The 16,760-nt window shown below is 59.4% G+C and carries 15 protein-coding genes; all 15 read left to right on the forward strand.

Annotation, left to right across the window (positions count from 1 at the left end):
- Nucleotides 1-32: 32 nt before the first annotated feature.
- The 15 genes from metK (at nucleotide 33) to whiA (ending at nucleotide 16,439) form a co-directional block, all read left to right on the forward strand.
- Entirely contained in the window at nucleotides 33-1,265 is a 1,233-nt protein-coding gene (gene metK, locus HMPREF3153_RS05375; protein WP_070420246.1) for a methionine adenosyltransferase, read from the forward strand.
- A gap of 11 nt (nucleotides 1,266-1,276) precedes the next feature.
- Nucleotides 1,277-3,313: a primosomal protein N' gene (locus HMPREF3153_RS05380; protein ID WP_070420247.1), complete on the forward strand. Its 2,037-nt coding sequence runs from the start codon at nucleotides 1,277-1,279 to the stop codon at nucleotides 3,311-3,313.
- Between the two features lie 133 nt (nucleotides 3,314-3,446).
- Nucleotides 3,447-3,956, forward strand: a complete 510-nt coding sequence (gene def, locus HMPREF3153_RS05385) for a peptide deformylase (RefSeq protein WP_070420248.1) — start codon at nucleotides 3,447-3,449, stop codon at nucleotides 3,954-3,956.
- Nucleotides 3,957-4,014: 58 nt separating this feature from the next.
- Entirely contained in the window at nucleotides 4,015-4,968 is a 954-nt protein-coding gene (gene fmt, locus HMPREF3153_RS05390) for a methionyl-tRNA formyltransferase (protein ID WP_046645937.1), read from the forward strand.
- Nucleotides 4,965-6,485, forward strand: coding sequence for an RsmB/NOP family class I SAM-dependent RNA methyltransferase (locus HMPREF3153_RS05395; RefSeq protein ID WP_049145856.1), 1,521 nt, complete (start codon nucleotides 4,965-4,967; stop codon nucleotides 6,483-6,485). Before fmt ends, HMPREF3153_RS05395 begins: the two co-directional genes overlap by 4 nt.
- 64 nt (nucleotides 6,486-6,549) lie before the next feature.
- Nucleotides 6,550-7,215: a ribulose-phosphate 3-epimerase gene (rpe, locus tag HMPREF3153_RS05400; protein WP_005531635.1), complete on the forward strand. Its 666-nt coding sequence runs from the start codon at nucleotides 6,550-6,552 to the stop codon at nucleotides 7,213-7,215.
- Between the two features lie 77 nt (nucleotides 7,216-7,292).
- Nucleotides 7,293-8,327, forward strand: a complete 1,035-nt coding sequence (gene ribD, locus HMPREF3153_RS05405; protein WP_070420249.1) for a bifunctional diaminohydroxyphosphoribosylaminopyrimidine deaminase/5-amino-6-(5-phosphoribosylamino)uracil reductase RibD — start codon at nucleotides 7,293-7,295, stop codon at nucleotides 8,325-8,327.
- A 37-nt stretch (nucleotides 8,328-8,364) separates the two neighbouring features.
- Nucleotides 8,365-8,979, forward strand: coding sequence for a riboflavin synthase (locus tag HMPREF3153_RS05410; protein ID WP_049062367.1), 615 nt, complete (start codon nucleotides 8,365-8,367; stop codon nucleotides 8,977-8,979).
- A gap of 11 nt (nucleotides 8,980-8,990) precedes the next feature.
- Entirely contained in the window at nucleotides 8,991-10,253 is a 1,263-nt protein-coding gene (locus tag HMPREF3153_RS05415) for a bifunctional 3,4-dihydroxy-2-butanone-4-phosphate synthase/GTP cyclohydrolase II (protein ID WP_046645941.1), read from the forward strand.
- A 28-nt stretch (nucleotides 10,254-10,281) separates the two neighbouring features.
- The gene (gene ribH, locus HMPREF3153_RS05420; RefSeq protein WP_070420250.1) at nucleotides 10,282-10,761 is read left to right on the forward strand and encodes a 6,7-dimethyl-8-ribityllumazine synthase; all 480 of its coding nucleotides are present in this window, start codon (nucleotides 10,282-10,284) and stop codon (nucleotides 10,759-10,761) included.
- Between the two features lie 52 nt (nucleotides 10,762-10,813).
- Nucleotides 10,814-11,368, forward strand: coding sequence for a PH domain-containing protein (locus HMPREF3153_RS05425; protein WP_005531625.1), 555 nt, complete (start codon nucleotides 10,814-10,816; stop codon nucleotides 11,366-11,368).
- Nucleotide 11,369: 1 nt separating this feature from the next.
- Nucleotides 11,370-13,421: an excinuclease ABC subunit UvrC gene (uvrC, locus tag HMPREF3153_RS05430; RefSeq protein WP_070420251.1), complete on the forward strand. Its 2,052-nt coding sequence runs from the start codon at nucleotides 11,370-11,372 to the stop codon at nucleotides 13,419-13,421.
- A 36-nt stretch (nucleotides 13,422-13,457) separates the two neighbouring features.
- Nucleotides 13,458-14,339: an RNase adapter RapZ gene (gene rapZ, locus HMPREF3153_RS05435; protein WP_005531621.1), complete on the forward strand. Its 882-nt coding sequence runs from the start codon at nucleotides 13,458-13,460 to the stop codon at nucleotides 14,337-14,339.
- 42 nt (nucleotides 14,340-14,381) lie between these two features.
- Nucleotides 14,382-15,347: a gluconeogenesis factor YvcK family protein gene (gene yvcK / locus HMPREF3153_RS05440; protein WP_070420252.1), complete on the forward strand. Its 966-nt coding sequence runs from the start codon at nucleotides 14,382-14,384 to the stop codon at nucleotides 15,345-15,347.
- A gap of 84 nt (nucleotides 15,348-15,431) precedes the next feature.
- Complete coding sequence (gene whiA, locus HMPREF3153_RS05445) at nucleotides 15,432-16,439, forward strand: DNA-binding protein WhiA (protein ID WP_070420253.1); 1,008 nt, start codon at nucleotides 15,432-15,434, stop codon at nucleotides 16,437-16,439.
- Nucleotides 16,440-16,760 lie beyond the last annotated feature (321 nt).

The raw sequence follows: 16,760 nt of genomic DNA on the forward strand, positions 1-16,760 counted from the left end.
ATAAGCACTTCTTTCTGCACTAAGGAATATTTGTGACTGTTAACCATGCACCGGCTACCCGTTTGTTCACCAGTGAGTCTGTGACTGAGGGACACCCGGATAAAATTTGCGACGCAATCTCCGACACCATCCTCGACGCGCTGCTCGAGAAGGACCCGCATGCTCGCGTCGCCGTCGAGACCCTAGTCACCACCGGCCAGGTCCACGTAGTAGGTGAGGTCCGCACCACCGGCTATGTCGAGATCCCGCAATTGGTGCGCAAGACTCTCACGGACATCGGCTTTACCTCTTCTGACGTCGGATTCGACGGACATACCTGTGGCGTAAACGTCGCCATTGGCGAGCAGTCCCAGGAAATCGGTGCCGGCGTCGACACCTCTACCGAGGCCCGCGATCGCGGTGACGACTTTGATGAGGAGAATGACTCCGCAGGCGCCGGCGACCAAGGCCTGATGTTCGGCTACGCCACCAACGAGACCGCCGAGTTCATGCCGCTGCCCATCGCTCTGGCGCACCGTCTTTCCCGCCGCCTCAGCGAGGTGCGCAAGGAGAAGATCGTTGATCACCTCCGCCCAGACGGCAAGACCCAGGTGACTTTCGCCTATGACGACAACAACGTTCCTTCGCACTTAGACACCATCGTCATTTCCACCCAGCACGACCAAGACGTGACCCAGAAGTGGCTTGAGGAACAGCTGCGCAAGCACGTCGTCGAATGGGTCATCCAGGATGCTGGCTTGGAAAAGTACTACGGCGAAGACACCACCTTGCTCGTTAACCCTTCCGGCTCCTTTATCCTCGGCGGCCCAATGGGCGATGCGGGTCTTACCGGCCGCAAGATCATCGTTGACACCTATGGAGGCATGGCCCGCCACGGTGGCGGTGCCTTCTCTGGCAAGGATCCGAGTAAGGTTGACCGTTCCGGAGCTTACGCAATGCGTTGGGTGGCTAAGAATATCGTCGCCGCAGGACTCGCCGATCGGGCCGAGGTTCAAGTGGCCTACGCCATCGGCCGTGCGAAGCCGGTGGGCCTGTACGTCGAGACGTTCGGCACCGCACATGAGGGGCTCAGCGACGCCGCTATTCAAGCGGCAGTCAACGAAGTCTTCGACCTTCGCCCGGCGGCCATCATCCGTGATCTCGATCTGTTGCGTCCTATCTACCGGCAGACTGCGGCCTATGGTCACTTCGGTCGTACCGACGTTGACCTGCCATGGGAGTCGACCTCCCGTGCCGCCGCACTGCGAAAGGCAGCTGGCCTGTAGAATCTGAGCCTATGCCGAAGAGAACACCCGCCGCCCACAAACCGGTCGCGCGGGTGTTGCCTCTTTTAGGGGTTGCTCACTTAGATCGCGGGTTCGACTACCGCGTGGACGAGGAACAATCGGAGGCCGCACAGCCTGGGGTTCGCGTACGTATCCGCTTCAATGGGCGGCTTAGCGACGCCATCGTTCTGGAGCGTCGCAACGACTCGGAGTTCGCGGGCGAGCTGCGCTATCTCGACCGTGTGATCTCACCCTTTGCAGTCTATCCAGCGCAGCTCTCACAACTCGTCGAATCGCTTGCCGCCCGGTACGGGGCAGTTCGCTCCGACATCATTCGTTCCGCTATCCCTCCGCGTCATGCCAAGGCGGAAGAATCAGACTTGTCGACGCCGTGGGAGGAGCTGGGAGACGCCAGCGAACCCGATCTGTCCAGCTGGTCCGCGTATCAGTTCGGCGAGTCTTTCGTGGATACAGTGCTAGGCGGCGGCATTGCGCGCGCTGCCTGGCAGGTAGCACCCGGCGATGATTGGGCGGCAGCGCTGGCTGCTTTGGTTGCAAAAATCGCGGTAGACGGAGGCGGCTCGCTCATCGTGGTGCCGGATCAACGTGACGTCGACAAGCTCGAGCGTGCGCTGCGCGAGATAGTCGCGGCTAAACAGGTAACCGTGCTCGGCAACGCCACTGGTCCGCAGGCTAGGTACCGGCGCTATCTGTCAGCCTTGGTGGGCCAGGCACGCATCGTCATCGGCACGCGGTCTGCGGCTTTTGCTCCGGTGGCGAATCTGCGCCTTGCCGTCATCGTGGACGATGGTGACGACAATCTCGTGGATAATCTCAAGCCCTACGTACATGCGCGCGAGGTGCTCACCACGCGCTCTGCGTTAGAGGGATGCAGCCTTATTTTGGCCGGGCATTCGCGCACCGCGGAGACGCAGCTACTGGTGGAGTCGGGGTGGGCGCACGACCTAGTGCCGAGTGAGTCGTCGCTTTCGGCGCGGCGTCCTGCGATCACGCCGGTCGGAGCCTTTGGATTCCAGGTGGCGCGTGATCTGCAGGGCGGAACGACGTCGCTAAGCGGTCCTGCATACCAAGCCGCGCGTCGTGCCCTCGACCGCGGCGAACCAGTTCTCGTGCAGGTCCCGCGCAAGGGCTACGCGCCCATCCTGGCATGCGGGAATTGCCGTGCCCCGGCAAGGTGCCGCCATTGCAACGGTCCACTTGGCCTGCCGGGTGATTCGCACGGTGGGCATGAGGGCCAAGCATCCCTGCCAACCTGTACGTGGTGCGGGCGCATCGACTCCAAGTTCCGGTGCACGGAATGCGGCTCGCCGCGCCTGCGCGCCATCGTATTGGGCTCGGAGCGTACGGCGGAAGAGCTGGGTCGCGCCTTTCCAAGCACGCGGATTGTCATGTCTGGCGGTAACAAGGTCATCGATGAAGTGCCAGGGGAGCCGGCACTTGTCATTGCGACTCCCGGTGCGGAACCCCATGTTGCGGACGGCGGTCATTATGGCGCGGCGCTGCTGCTAGAAGCTGCCACGCTGCTCAATCGTCAGGATCTGCGCGCAACCGAAGAGGCCCTGGCCAAGTGGGCTGCGGCAGCGACCTTGGTGAGCCCGCACTCCAAAGGTGGGGAAGTGATTATCGCTGCGGATGAGGCGTTAGCAGTTGTCCAATATTTAGTGAATTGGGACATGGTGGCAGCAGCGCGCGCTGAGTTGGCGGGGCGTCGGGAAGTGCGCTTCCCACCGGCCGTGCATATGGCAGCCGTAGATGGAGCGGATGCCGCACTGGATCACTTTCTTTCGATTACAGAGCTGCCTGAGCATGCTGAGATCCTGGGCCCGGTCCCGCTTCCGCCCGGAGTCACCCTGCCCGGTGAGTATGATGAACAGCGCTTTGGACCGCCACAAAGGGCACTCATCCGCACCCCGTTGGGACCGCGCTCACAGCTGGGCACGGCGCTGCGCAACGCCAACGCTGCGCGCAGCGCCCGTAAGGACGAGCTGCCACTGCGCATTCAGGTAGACCCAATTCACGTCGGCTAAACGCCACCTTATGGACGTGGAGCGCGTGGTGGAGACGGTTTAGTGCTGCTGGGTCTACCCAGTCCGCCGCGGTGTCTGGCATGTCCACTATTGTCGAGTGCGACGTAATTGTTTGAAAGGTAGTGGTTCCGCAGTGGCAATCAGAACAATTCGCATGTACGGCGATCCAGTCTTGACGTCTCGTGCTACCGAGATTGAAAAGTTTGATTCATCGCTTGAGGCCTTGGCCAATGACATGCTGGAGACCATGGACGCGGCCGGCGGAGTAGGCCTTGCCGCAAACCAGATTGGTTTGACCAAGCGCATTTTTGTCTATGACTGCTCCCACTTTCAGACCGGCTTGCGTGGGGCCATCATCAACCCGGTGTGGACCTCGTTGGGGGACAAGACGCAGGACGGCCCCGAGGGCTGCCTATCGATTCCGGACATCACCGAAAACACCGAGCGCTATGAATCGGTCGTGGTCCACGGCCGCGATGTACGGGGCAATGCCATCTCGATGGTGGCCTCCGGGTTGATGGCGCGTTGCATTCAGCATGAGACTGACCACCTTGATGGCGTCTTGTTCCTGCAAAGGCTCACCCCTGAGCGGCGCAAAGAAGCGATGCAGGTTATCCGCAATTCAGAGTGGTTTAACTCCTAGTAGCTAGAGCAGCCTAAGAAACTAGAGCAACAAGAGAAGAAAGAAGTAAAGGTTCAGCATGCGAATTGTCTTCGCCGGTACCCCGGAGCCCGCAGTGGTGGCTTTGGAAAAGCTCATTGCCTCCAAGCATGAAGTTGTCGCGGTTATCACCAGGCCCGATGCGCGCAGGGGCCGGGGCCGTACTCTGCACCCCAGCCCGGTGAAAAAGCTGGCTCAAGAACATGGAATCGAAGTGCTCACCCCAAGCACCCTCAAGCCCGGCACCGAGGACGGCGAGGCGCTGCGCGCACGTCTGCGCGATCTTTCTCCTGAGGCTATCCCCGTTGTGGCCTACGGCAACCTTATTACGCCGGATCTTCTTGACCTACCGCGCTATGGCTGGGTCAACCTGCACTTCTCCTTGCTACCTGCGTGGCGCGGGGCGGCCCCAGTGCAAGCTGCAATCGCAGCCGGCGATGAAGTCACGGGTGCTACTACCTTCCGTATCGATAAGGGATTGGACACCGGCGTCATCCTGGGCACGCTCGAAGAGAAGATTCAGGCAACTGATACCGCAGACGATCTTCTCACCCGCCTGGCTTATGCCGGTGGTGATCTCTTGGTGGAAACGATGGACGGCTTGGCGGCAGGCACCATCACCCCACACGAGCAATCGGGCGAGCCCTCCTACGCGCACAAGATCGCAGTTGAGGATGCGCGCGTCAATTGGCAGGATTCCGCGGAAGCCATCGACCGCCACATTCGTGCACACACCCCGGCCCCGGGTGCCTGGACCATGCTTGGGGAGGAGCGAGTCAAGCTTGGCCCGGTTAGCCTCATAGGCGTTGACCCGGCACTTGAGGGCGTTGCCCTCGCACCAGGTGAGGCGCACATTACGAAGAAGTCCGTGTACGTCGGCACAGCTGATGCGGCAGTCAAGCTGGAGCGTCTGCAAGTTCCCGGCAAGAAGATGATGAACGCTGCAGACTGGGCGCGCGGCCTGGGCGGCAACAAAGAGGTGAGGTTCTCATGAGTGGTGGTTTCCGTTCCCGCTCCAAAGGCGGCGATTCCGAGCGCAAGGCCGATGGGCGTAAGCAGTATGCGCGTGACGCACAACGCGGATCGTTGCAGCGCAAAGGCAAGAATAATTCGCGTAATTCACACCACCCTCGAGGCAGGCGGGGCACGCAGGAGAAGAACTCCTTCGTCAAGGCTGCGCGACGAAGCGGCGTAGACACCGCTCGTGCGGTCTCCTTTGAGGTACTGCGCCGCGTTCACAGCGATGATGCGTTTGCGAACCTGACCTTGCCCAAGGCTTTGCGCGTGCACAAGCTTGAAGGCCGCGACGCTGCCTTTGCAACCGAGCTGACCTATGGTTCTCTGCGCACCGAGGGAGTGCTCGATGCAGTCATCGGGGAGTGCTCGTCCCGTGCGCTTGATGCAATTGCCCCTGAGGTTTTGGATGCTTTGCGGCTGGGCGCCTACCAGGTGCTCTTTACCCGCGTGGAGCCGCATGCTGCCGTAGACACCACTGTGCGTTTGGTTGAGGCCGCAGACTTTGAGAAAGCTAAGGGCTTTGCCAACGGCATCATGCGCACCATCACGCGCACCCCAGCCGAGAAGTGGCTCGACAAGCTCGCCCCGCAGGGCGAGATCGCGGCACTGGCCTTCAAGCACGCGCATCCCGCGTGGATCGCACAGTCTTTTAGCCGTGTCGTCGGCTTGGGCGAACTCGAAGCAGCGCTGGAAGGCGACTCCCAGCGTCCTATCGTCCACCTAGTAGCGCGTCCCGGCGAGATTAGCGCCGAGGAGCTGGCGCTTATGACCGGCAACGAAGAAGGCAAGTACTCGCCTTATGCCGTCTACATGGAATCTGGTGATCCGGGTGATCTGGAGCCTGTGAAGCAGGGCTTTGCCGCGGTCCAGGATGAAGGCTCGCAGCTCATTGCCCGCGCAGTGGTCGAAGCACCCGTTGCAGGTACTGATTCCGGGCGGTGGCTCGACCTGTGTGCGGGCCCAGGCGGCAAGGCGGCCCTCATGGGTGCGCTGGCACGCATTGAGCAGGCCCATGTCGATGCGGTGGAAGTCTCGCCGCACCGCGCTGAGCTCATCAAGAAGACTGTTGCGGATCTGCCTGTTCGTGTGCACGTAGCTGACGGCCGTAACCCCGGCCTTTTGGCTGGCTTCGATCGCGTGCTTGTCGACGCCCCGTGTTCCGGCCTTGGCGCCCTTCGTCGCCGTCCGGAGGCTCGTTGGCGCAAGTCCGAGTCCGACATCGCCGAACTCAACGAGCTGCAATTTGAGCTGCTCGAGTCCGCGCTCAAGCTCGTGCGCCCCGGCGGTGTCGTGGTTTATTCGACGTGTTCGCCGGACCTGAGGGAAACGCGCGACGTTGTGGATCGCGCTGTCGCCAAGCTGGGCGCCGTGGAGCTCGATGCCCACGAACTCATTCCGGATATGGGTGACGTTGGACACCACAAGTCGGTCCAGATGTGGCCGCATCGCCACGGCACCGACGCGATGTTCTTCGCCGCGCTTCGTCGTGACTAAGCGTTAGCCGAGCTGCTAAAGAAGTGGCTGCGCGCAATCGAAGGGAAGGTCTAGACTGAACACCATGCCTGCACCGATTATTTCCCCTTCGATTCTCGCCGCTGACTTCTCCCGTTTGGGGGAAGAGGTACGTGCGGTACACAACGCTGACTGGATCCACGTCGACATCATGGATGGCCACTTTGTGCCCAACCTGTCCTTCGGCCCTGACATCACCAAGACTGTTGATGGCATCACGGACCAGGTCTTGGACGTCCATCTCATGATTGAGGAACCGGAAAAGTGGGTCGAAACCTACGCTGAGGCAGGCGCTGATTGCATCATCTTCCACGTGGAAGCCGTCGCTGACGAGCATGCGGCGCTCGCGCTGGCGGATCAAATCCGCGGCATGGGCGTACGGGCGGGCTTTTCCATCAAGCCCAACACTCCCATCGAGCCGTGGTTGGACAAACTAGAGCACTTTGATTTGGCACTGGTAATGTCGGTTGAACCTGGCTTCGGAGGCCAGAAGTTTATGCCTGAGATGCTGGATAAGGTACGCACATTGCGCGCTGCCATTGATGAGCAGGGCCTCGATACCCTGATCGAAATCGACGGTGGCATCTCCGCCGAGACCATCGCTGCATCCGCGGAAGCTGGCTGCCACGCGTTCGTGGCCGGTTCTGCCATCTACAAGCAAGCAGACAAGGCCGCAGCAGTCGAGGAACTGCGCCAGCTGGCCTCGCAATAGTTTTCTAACCGCTTCACATCCCGAACCTTTCGCGGGACCGTCCTTGACCAAACGGAAATTGCAATCAGAAAGTCTTTATGAAGCTTGACCTCGATGCCGCCCTCATCCGTGCGATGGAGGCGGGTCAATCCGTGCGCGGCACGACGAGCCCCAACCCGCCGGTGGGTGCAGTCATTCTCGACGCCGAGGGCAACCTCGTAGGCACTGGTGCCACTCAGCCCGTAGGCGGGCCGCATGCCGAGGTCATGGCCCTACAAGAGGCCGGCAGCAGCGCCCGCGGCGGCATAGCAGTCGTTACACTCGAGCCGTGCAACCACACTGGACGCACTGGCCCCTGCGCGGAAGCACTTATCGCGGCGGATATTTCCCAGGTATATTTCCTGCATCCTGACCCGAACGGCGTGGCTGCTGGCGGGGCGCAGACTCTGCGCGCCGCGGGCATTGAGGTCGCACAGATTGAAGCGCCTGCGGAGTTGCCCGTGTCCGATGCTCTCATCCCGTGGTTGACTTCGCTGCGCCTGGGCCGCCCGCACGTGACCCTAAAGTTTGCGCAAACACTCGACGGTTTTACCGCCGCAAGCGATGGTACGAGCCAATGGATTACCGGGGAGCACGCGCGTGAATGGGTGCACGTCGACCGCGCGCGGCGTGACGCCATCATCATCGGCACCGGCACCGCGCTGGCAGACAACCCCTCGTTGACCGCTCGTTTCCCCGATGGCACGCTGCGGGAGCAACAGCCGCGCCGCGTCGTGATTGGCCAAAGGAGCTTAGAGGATGCGGGAGCGGCATCATCGCATTTGCGCGAACTTGGCTACGACCAATTTGCCAACATCGATGACGCACTGATCTCCCTTTACGAGGCGGGCGCACGCGACGTGTTGGTCGAGGGCGGGGCTGGGCTGGCCAGCGCCTTCCTCAATGCCGGATACGTGGATGCGGTGCAGGCCTACATTGCGCCGCTGTTGCTCGGAGAGGGGCGGGGAGTGTTGGCCCATCCGGTGGCCCAAACCTTGCAGGATGCGCGTCGTTTTCAGCGCGTGGGCACCACCGTGCTGGGCGACGATGTGCTCATCGAGTACGTGCGCAGGCCATACGTGGATGACGAGTAGAGTCAAGCCTTCGAGATTAAAAGTTAAAGGATAGATTTTGTTTACTGGACTCGTGGAAGAAATCGGCACGGTCGCTTCTTTGGAGCGGCAGGGAGACGCGATCCGCTTAGGAATCGCCGCGCCTAAGATACTTGACGACGCCGCCCTTGGTGACTCCATTGCAATCAACGGCGTGTGCCTCACCGTGGCCGAGCGAACCGCGGACGTCTTCATCGCCGACGTCATGCAGGAATCCCTAAATCGTTCGGCGCTCGGCGAACTGCGCGTGGGGTCCCAGGTCAACGTGGAGCGTGCTCTGCTTCCAACCACCCGCTTGGGCGGGCACATCATGCAGGGCCATGTCGACGGCACTGCGAAACTCATCTCGCGCACCCCGTCTGAGAACTGGGAGGTGTTGCGTTTCGAGCTGCCCGCCGGACTTGCGCGATACGTGGTAGAGAAGGGTTCTATCGCAGTCAGCGGCACCTCGTTGACGGTAAGCAACATCGGCGCAGACTGGTTCGAGGTCTCTCTCATTCCGACAACGCTGCGCGATACCATATTCGGGCAGCTGGAAGTTGGTGCCGCAGTCAACCTCGAAGTAGATGTGCTGGCCAAGTACGTGGAAAAAATGTTTGGGCCTAACGCTTCCGGCGCCAACGGCAAGGGCTAGAGTAAGTCTTTATGACCGCTGCAGAATCTTCCGTCAAACTCGATACCGTTGAACAAGCTATTGCTGACATCGCCGCCGGCAAAGCCGTGGTGGTGGTAGACAATGAAGACCGTGAGAATGAAGGAGATCTGATTTTCGCCGCCGAGCTTGCGACTCCGGAGCTCGTGGCGTTTATGGTTCGATACACCTCCGGCTATATTTGCGCGCCACTTATGCCCGAAGATTGTGCTCGCCTCAATCTTCCGCCGATGATCGCGGTTAACGAAGATGTTCGCCACACTGCCTACACGGTCACGGTAGATGCTGCGACTGGCTCGACGGGTATCTCGGCTGGTTCCCGCGCCGAGACCATCCGGCGCCTGGCTGACCCGACCTCCGAGATCGGAGATTTCACTCGCCCTGGTCACGTAGTTCCGCTGGCTGCTCGACCCGGCGGCGTGCTGGAGCGCGACGGCCACACTGAGGCTTCCATCGACCTTGCCCGACTGGCCGGGTTGCGTCCGGCGGGCGTGCTGTGCGAGATCGTATCGGAAGAAGACCCGACCGATATGGCGCGTTCACCGGAGCTGCGCCGTTTCGCAGATACCCATGGTTTGTCGATGATTTCGATCGAGCAGCTCATCGAATGGCGCCGCCACCATGAGACTCAGATCGTGCGTTCGGTGTCTACCCGCCTGCCTACTGAGCACGGCGTGTTTACTGCAATCGGCTACACCCACGACGTCGACAAGAGCGAGCATATCGCCTTAGTCGCAGGCGACGTCGAGGCGCTTAAGGGCGCGGAGAATGTGCTCGTTCGTGTGCATTCCGAATGCCTTACTGGCGACGTTTTTGGTTCGCGTCGCTGCGATTGCGGTCCTCAGCTCAACGCCTCTTTGCAGGCGGTACAGGAAGCCGGACAGGGGGTTGTGGTCTACCTGCGTGGTCAAGAGGGTCGTGGAATCGGCTTGGTCAACAAGCTCAAGGCATATCACCTGCAGGACAAGGGCCTCGACACTGTCGACGCCAACCTCGAGCAGGGACTGCCCGAAGACGCACGCGAGTACTCGGTTGCGGGCCAGATCTTGCGAGACCTTGGCATTGTTTCCGTCAACTTGATGACCAACAATCCGCACAAGGGCGACGGTCTCTTTGGCTTTGGCGTTGACGTCTCCCAGCACACTAATCTGGCTGTTGCTGCCAATGAAGACAACATCACCTACCTGCGCACCAAGCGTGACCGTATGGGCCATGATCTGCCACAGGTTGCGCAGTGGGACTCCGAGCACAGCTAAAAATTAGCACTTCTTAGAAAGGACCGTGATGGCTAAAGAAGGCCTGCCAGACATCCAGCTCGTTTCGGCCGAGGGCGTTCGCGTCGCGATCGTTACTTCAACGTGGAACGCCGAAATCTGCGATCAACTGCATAAGCGCGCGATCGAAACTGCTCAAGCATGTGGTGCCAAGGTCACCGAGCTGCGCGTGGTTGGCGCACTGGAACTGCCTGTCGTTGTCCAAGCAGCGGCTCGTTCTCACGACGCTGTCGTGGCTTTGGGCTGCGTCGTCAAGGGCGGAACCCCGCACTTCGACTATGTCTGTGACTCGGTCACCCAAGGCCTGACGCGCATTGCACTCGACGAGTCGACGCCCGTGGCGAACGGCGTGTTGACAGTTAACGAGTACTCCCAGGCCGTCGAGCGTGCAGGCTTTGATACATCTGATGAAGACAAGGGCGCTGAGTCGATGGTTGCGGCTTTAGACACCGTCATGAAATTGCGTACACTGGACGGACTGGCAGGCTAAACGCCTGCGCCTAACCTGTAGTGACGCTTAAATAGGTGAGAAGAAGGACTAAATGACGGACGCACACGAATCTCAGGCGAGCGAGACTACTTCTCGCAAGCACCTATCTGATGCCGAGATTCTGGCCTACACCAGCGCAGACCCTTTTGCGCTGACGTCGACCAAACCTTGGCTTTATGAGACCAAGTCTCCATACCTACGCAAGATTGCGATTGGTTGGGTAGTCCTCGTCATGGCTATCCACATCTTTATGGGTGTTACCTTGGACGTCTCCTTTACAGGTGCGGCGGTGACCACGATTGATAAGTTTGCATTCCCCGGCGTCGGCGTATTGATTTCCATCTTGTCGTGGATTGCACTGACCCGCCCACGCTTGCGGGCTAACGAGGACGGAGTCGAGGTCCGCAATATTGTCGGCACTCGTTTCTACCCATGGCAGGTTGTGTATGGGCTGTCCTTCCCAGAGGGGGAGCGTATGGCCCGCATCGAGCTTCCCGATTTCGAGTTCGTTCCTGTCTGGGCACTGCAGTCTGGTGACAAACAAGACGTAATCACTAAGGTTCGCCAGTTCCGCGAACTTGAAGCCAAGTACATGCCGCAGGACTAACGTGGCTGATCCCACAACATACAGGCCGGCGCCCGGAACGATACCCACGGAACCGGGCGTTTATAAGTTTCGCAATGAAAACCGAAGGGTAATCTACGTCGGCAAGGCCAAGAATCTCCGGGCCCGCTTGTCCAATTACTTTCAGGACATTACGCAGCTGCATCCACGCACCAGGCAGATGGTGCTCACGGCGGCTTCGGTGGAGTGGACCGTGGTGGCCAGCGAGGTCGAAGCACTCCAATTGGAATACACATGGATTAAGCGTTTCGATCCACGATTCAACGTCATGTATCGCGACGACAAGACGTACCCGATGTTGGCGGTCTCGGTGGGAGAGGCGGTTCCACGTGCGTTCTTCTATCGCGGGCCGCGCCGCAAAGGCGTGCGTTACTTCGGCCCTTATTCGCACGCCTGGGCAGTACGCGAGACCCTAGACCTACTGACCCGCGTCTTTCCTATGCGCACCTGTGCCAAGGGCGTATACAACCGCCACGAGCGTCTCGGCCGGCCGTGCCTGTTGGGTTACATCGGCAAGTGCGATGCGCCGTGTATCGGCCGCGTATCAAAGGACGAGCACCGTGAGACGGTCAACGAGCTGGTTTCCTTTATGAACGGCAACACAAGCAAGGTAACCCGCGAGCTGACTCAGCGCATGGAGGAAGCTGCGGAGAATCTTGAGTTCGAGCTTGCCGCCCGATTGCGCGATGACCTGGGCGCCATCAATAAGATCATGGAACAACAAGCCGTGGTGTTCGGCGATGGCACCGACGCCGACCTCATCGCTTTTAGCTCCGATGAGCTAGAAGCAGCGGTACAGATTTTCCACGTACGCAATGGGCGAATCCGCGGCCAGCGCGGTTGGGTCGTGGAGCGCTCTGGTGATCAGGCCCCACTCGAGCCACTCGAGGAAGGCAAACCTGATCCCGGACTTCCGGCCCTCATGCAGAACTTCCTCATTCAGTTCTATTCCGATGCTGCTGACAGGCAGAAGCAGGAATTGGAGGAAGACGCTGCGCTCAATAGGCGAGGGGTGGATCAGGAATCCCATACCGAGGAACACCTCGGCAACGTGATCCCACGAGAAATCCTGGTCCAGACTATGCCGGACGAGGCAGCTGAGGTCAAGTCCTTGTTGGAGCAGATGCGTGGTGCGCACGTGGACCTGCGCGTGCCCCAGCGCGGTGACAAGCGATCCCTGATGGAGACCGTGGAGAAGAACGCCAAGGAGCAGCTTCGTCAACACAAGCTCAAGCGCGTTGGCGATATCACAGCACGCTCTGCCGCGCTGCAGGACATCCAGGAGGCCTTGGGCATGGACCAGGCGCCTTTGCGCATAGAGTGTACGGATATTTCCCACATTCAGGGCACGGACGTTGTCGCTTCTTTGGTGGTCTTTGAGGATGGGCTTCCGCGCAAGTCGGACTATCGCCGTTATCGCATTAAGGAAGCAGCTGGCGACGGCCGCTCGGACGATGTCGGCTCCATCGCTGAGGTCACGCGGCGTCGCTTTAAGCGACACAATGAAGACAAGCTGGCCAACCCAGACGAAGAGGTGGAGGAGTCGACCTTCGCTGACGAGAAAGTGACGGAAGAGTCTGCTGAAGCTGGGCGTCGCTTCGCGTATCCGCCGCAGCTCTTCATCGTTGATGGCGGTGCGCCGCAGGTAGCCGCTGCCCAGGAAGTCTTTGACGAGCTGGGCATTGCCGACGTCACTCTCGTCGGCTTGGCCAAGCGCTTGGAAGAGATCTGGGTTCCCGGTGACGATGAGCCAGTTATCTTGCCGCGAAACTCCCAGGCGTTGTTCTTGCTGCAACAGATCCGCGACGAGGCTCACCGCTTCGCCATTACGTATCACCGCCAGCAGCGCTCCAAACGCATGCGTTCTTCCGTGCTGGACAGTGTGCCTGGGTTGGGTCCACAGCGCAGGACTGACCTGGTCAAGCACTTTGGCTCGGTGAAGAAGCTGAAAGAGGCTAGCGTCGAGCAAATTGCCGCCGTAAAGGGCTTTGGCCCCAAGTTGGCCAGCGTAGTTTTTGAACACCTGCATAGTTAGGAATCTTCAGGAACCTTCCAGCTGTGGCGCGTTAAGATGGTTGCTATGACGCACTTAGAAACACCGCCGGTCTTCATTACTGGAATGTCCGGCGGCGGCCTCACCTCGGCAGCTAAGGTTCTCGAGGACAAGGGCTACTACGTGGCCCATAACATCCCGCCAAAAGCCATTGTGGATCTTCTAAAGCTGTGTTCCTTGGAAGAGACGAAGGTCAAGAAGGTTGCTGCGGTAACCGATGTGCGCTCCCGCATGTTTCATGGTTCACTGCTGGAGACCATTGATGAGGTCACGCAGTTGGGCATGAAGCCCACGGTTCTGTTTCTCGATGCGCGCGATGACGTGCTGATCCGCCGTTTTGATTCTGTTCGTCGCACGCATCCGCTGCAGGGCGATGACACGCTCAAGGCCGGCATCCAGAGAGAGCGCCAGGTTGTGGCTGAGGTGCGCGAGCGCGCCGACATCATCATCGACACCACAAACCTGTCAATTCATGATCTGCGTCGTGCCATCGAAGCAGCATTTGGTGACATGAGCAAGGACACCCAGCACGTCACCGTTGAGTCGTTCGGCTTCAAACACGGCTCCCCACGAGACGCGGATTTGGTCGTCGACGTGCGATTCCTTCCCAACCCTTATTGGGTTCCGGAACTACGCGGATATCGAGGCACCGATGAACCTGTCTCTGATTACGTCCTCGCCCACCCTGCTGCAGAGAACTTCATCGAGCATTTCTTGGAGATGTTTGAGACCATGCTCGCTGGTTACCGCCACGAGGGCAAAAACTTCATAACCGTGGGCGTCGGGTGTACAGGTGGACATCACCGCTCCGTCGCTGTGTCAGAGGAGATTGCTCGCCGCTTGCGTCAGCGAGAAGATCTGGATGTCAATACCCTCCACCGCGACATTGCGCGGGATTAATCTCGCCCGTATCTCATTACCCGGAAAGCTCTTTTAGAACCAATGACTCGATTTTCACACATGGCATGCCTGGGTGGCGGTCACGGCCTTTACCAAACCCTGCTAGCCGCGCGAATGAGTAATGCTGAACGAATCTCGGCAATCGTCACGGTCGCAGATGACGGTGGTTCTTCTGGCCGTCTTCGCCGTGAGCTCGACATCATTCCGCCCGGAGACCTCCGGATGGCGTTGGCGGCCCTGTCTGGCAATACCGAAGCAGGCAAGATGTGGGCGCAGACTCTCCAGCATCGATTCGGCGGTAACGGGGCCATGGCCGGTCATGCGGTGGGTAATCTGCTCATTGCCGGGCTTACCGACGTTCTCGGCGATTATCAGGCCGCTCTGGACGCGGTAGCGGTGCTCACTGAGTCCCACGGCCGAGTGCTTCCCGTGGTTAATCAGCCTCTCGATATCGAAGCTGAGGTTGCCGGATTGGATGACGATCCTCGAGTTATGCGGGCCGTCCGCGGGCAGGTCGCGGTGGCATCGACTCCGGGTCAAGTTCGAAGAGTAAGGATCCTTCCTGAGTGCCCCGAAGCAAATCCCGAGGCTGTCGCCGCGCTTGCCGACGCCGACCTCATCACCATCGGCCCCGGCTCTTGGTTTAGCTCGGTTCTGCCGCATGTGTTGGTCCCGGAAATTGTCGATACAGTCCGTAATTCCCATGCGCTGCGCGTTGTGGTACTCAACTTGTCGGCTGAGCCAGGGGAGACGCATGGCTTTTCTGCGGAGAGGCACTTACACGTTTTGGCTCAACACGCGCCTAATCTACGAATCGACCGAGTTTTGGTGGACGAAGGCGCAATCCCGAGCGAAAGTGAGCGGGTCTATCTGCAACGCGCCGCGAGCGTTTTGGGTGCTAAAGCGTCCTTCGCGGACCTTAGCCAAAGAGACGGAAATGGAGCAAGTACAAACAAACATGACCCGGAGAAGCTGTCGGTTGCTCTGGGCGAGCTTGTTAAGGGCTAAGAGGCCTGAAATGTCGGCATTGAACCTATCTCGCTAAACTATAAATCCTGCCGTGTGCTTCTTGGCACACGCTCCAATGCTTTTATGAAAGGGGCAAAGACTTTGTCTGCTTCATTGACCGATCAGGTCAAGGACGAACTCACTGAAGTCTCGGTTCCGCGCCAATCCGCACGAGCTGCGGAGATTTCAGCCATTTTGCGCTTTGCCGGCGAGTTAACCATTAGCGGCGATCAGATGGCTTATGAGGTTGAGCTTGATAATCAGCGTATTGCTGACCGCTTTGTTGATGGACTTGAAGAACTCTTCGGGGTCAAGGTCGGCACTCACGTCGTAGGGCCCGCGACTTCACAGAAGAAATCGCGGGTTCAGCTGCGTATTGCTACAGGGGCAAAAGAGTTAACTAGACGTCTCGGACTTATTACCCGCTCAGGCCATCCCGTGGTGGGATTGCCTCCGCAGGTGATCTCCGGCTCGATTGCTGATAGCGAAGCCGCATGGCGTGGCGCATTCTTGGCGCAGGGAGCGTTGACCGAGCCTGGTCGTTCTTCCACTCTGGAAGTATTGTGCCCTTGCCAAGAGGCGGCGCTTGCCCTTGTGGGGTGCGCGCGACGCCTTGGTATCGCCGCTAAGACGAAAGAAACCCGGGGGGCAGACCGTGTGGTCGTGCGTGACGGCGACGCCATTGGCGCTTTGCTGACCCGAATGGGTGCGCAAGAAACTCGTTTGACGTGGGAGAAGAAGCGCGTAAGGCGCGAGGCACACGATACCTCGAAGCGCTTGGACAATTTCGACGACGCAAACCTTCGTAGATCGGCGCGCGCCGCAGTCACCGCAGCGGCTCGAGTAGAACGTGCGATGGAGATCTTGGGCGATGACGTGCCAGAACATCTTGCCGATGCCGGACGTCTGCGTGTACAGCACCGTGAAGCCTCCCTCGAGGAGCTAGGTCGCCTCGCAGATCCGCCCATGACCAAGGACGCGGTGGCCGGCCGCATTCGCCGCCTGCTTTCGATGGCTGACAAACGGGCGGAAGAATTGCAGATTCCCGACACCAATGACTCAGTGACGGAGGATCTTTTCGACCAGTCCTAAATGTATTTGGGTTAGTTCGATTCAGTATTGCTTGCCGCCCTGTCCGATCGGATGGGGCGGTTTTTGATTGGGCAAAACGGTCACATTCGGGGCAGTGAAGCTAATTTTCTTGCCGTAAAATTCGCCGTTATTGCTGATCGTCTGCCGTTAAGCTGGGGGAGTGACATATCCCACCTTTATCAACATAAAACAACATATACGGGCAAAAGCGGGTGAATTCCTGCGCATATTTACCAAGCGCTTAGACACTGGTTGCAATATTGTACGCCTCTTTTCTGGTTTCGGCATTCAACTTTCTGCACCCGCGCTCAGCCGCTGCAC

It is taken from the genome of Corynebacterium sp. HMSC06C06, assembly GCF_001807295.1.
GTDB classification, from domain to species: domain Bacteria; phylum Actinomycetota; class Actinomycetes; order Mycobacteriales; family Mycobacteriaceae; genus Corynebacterium; species Corynebacterium striatum.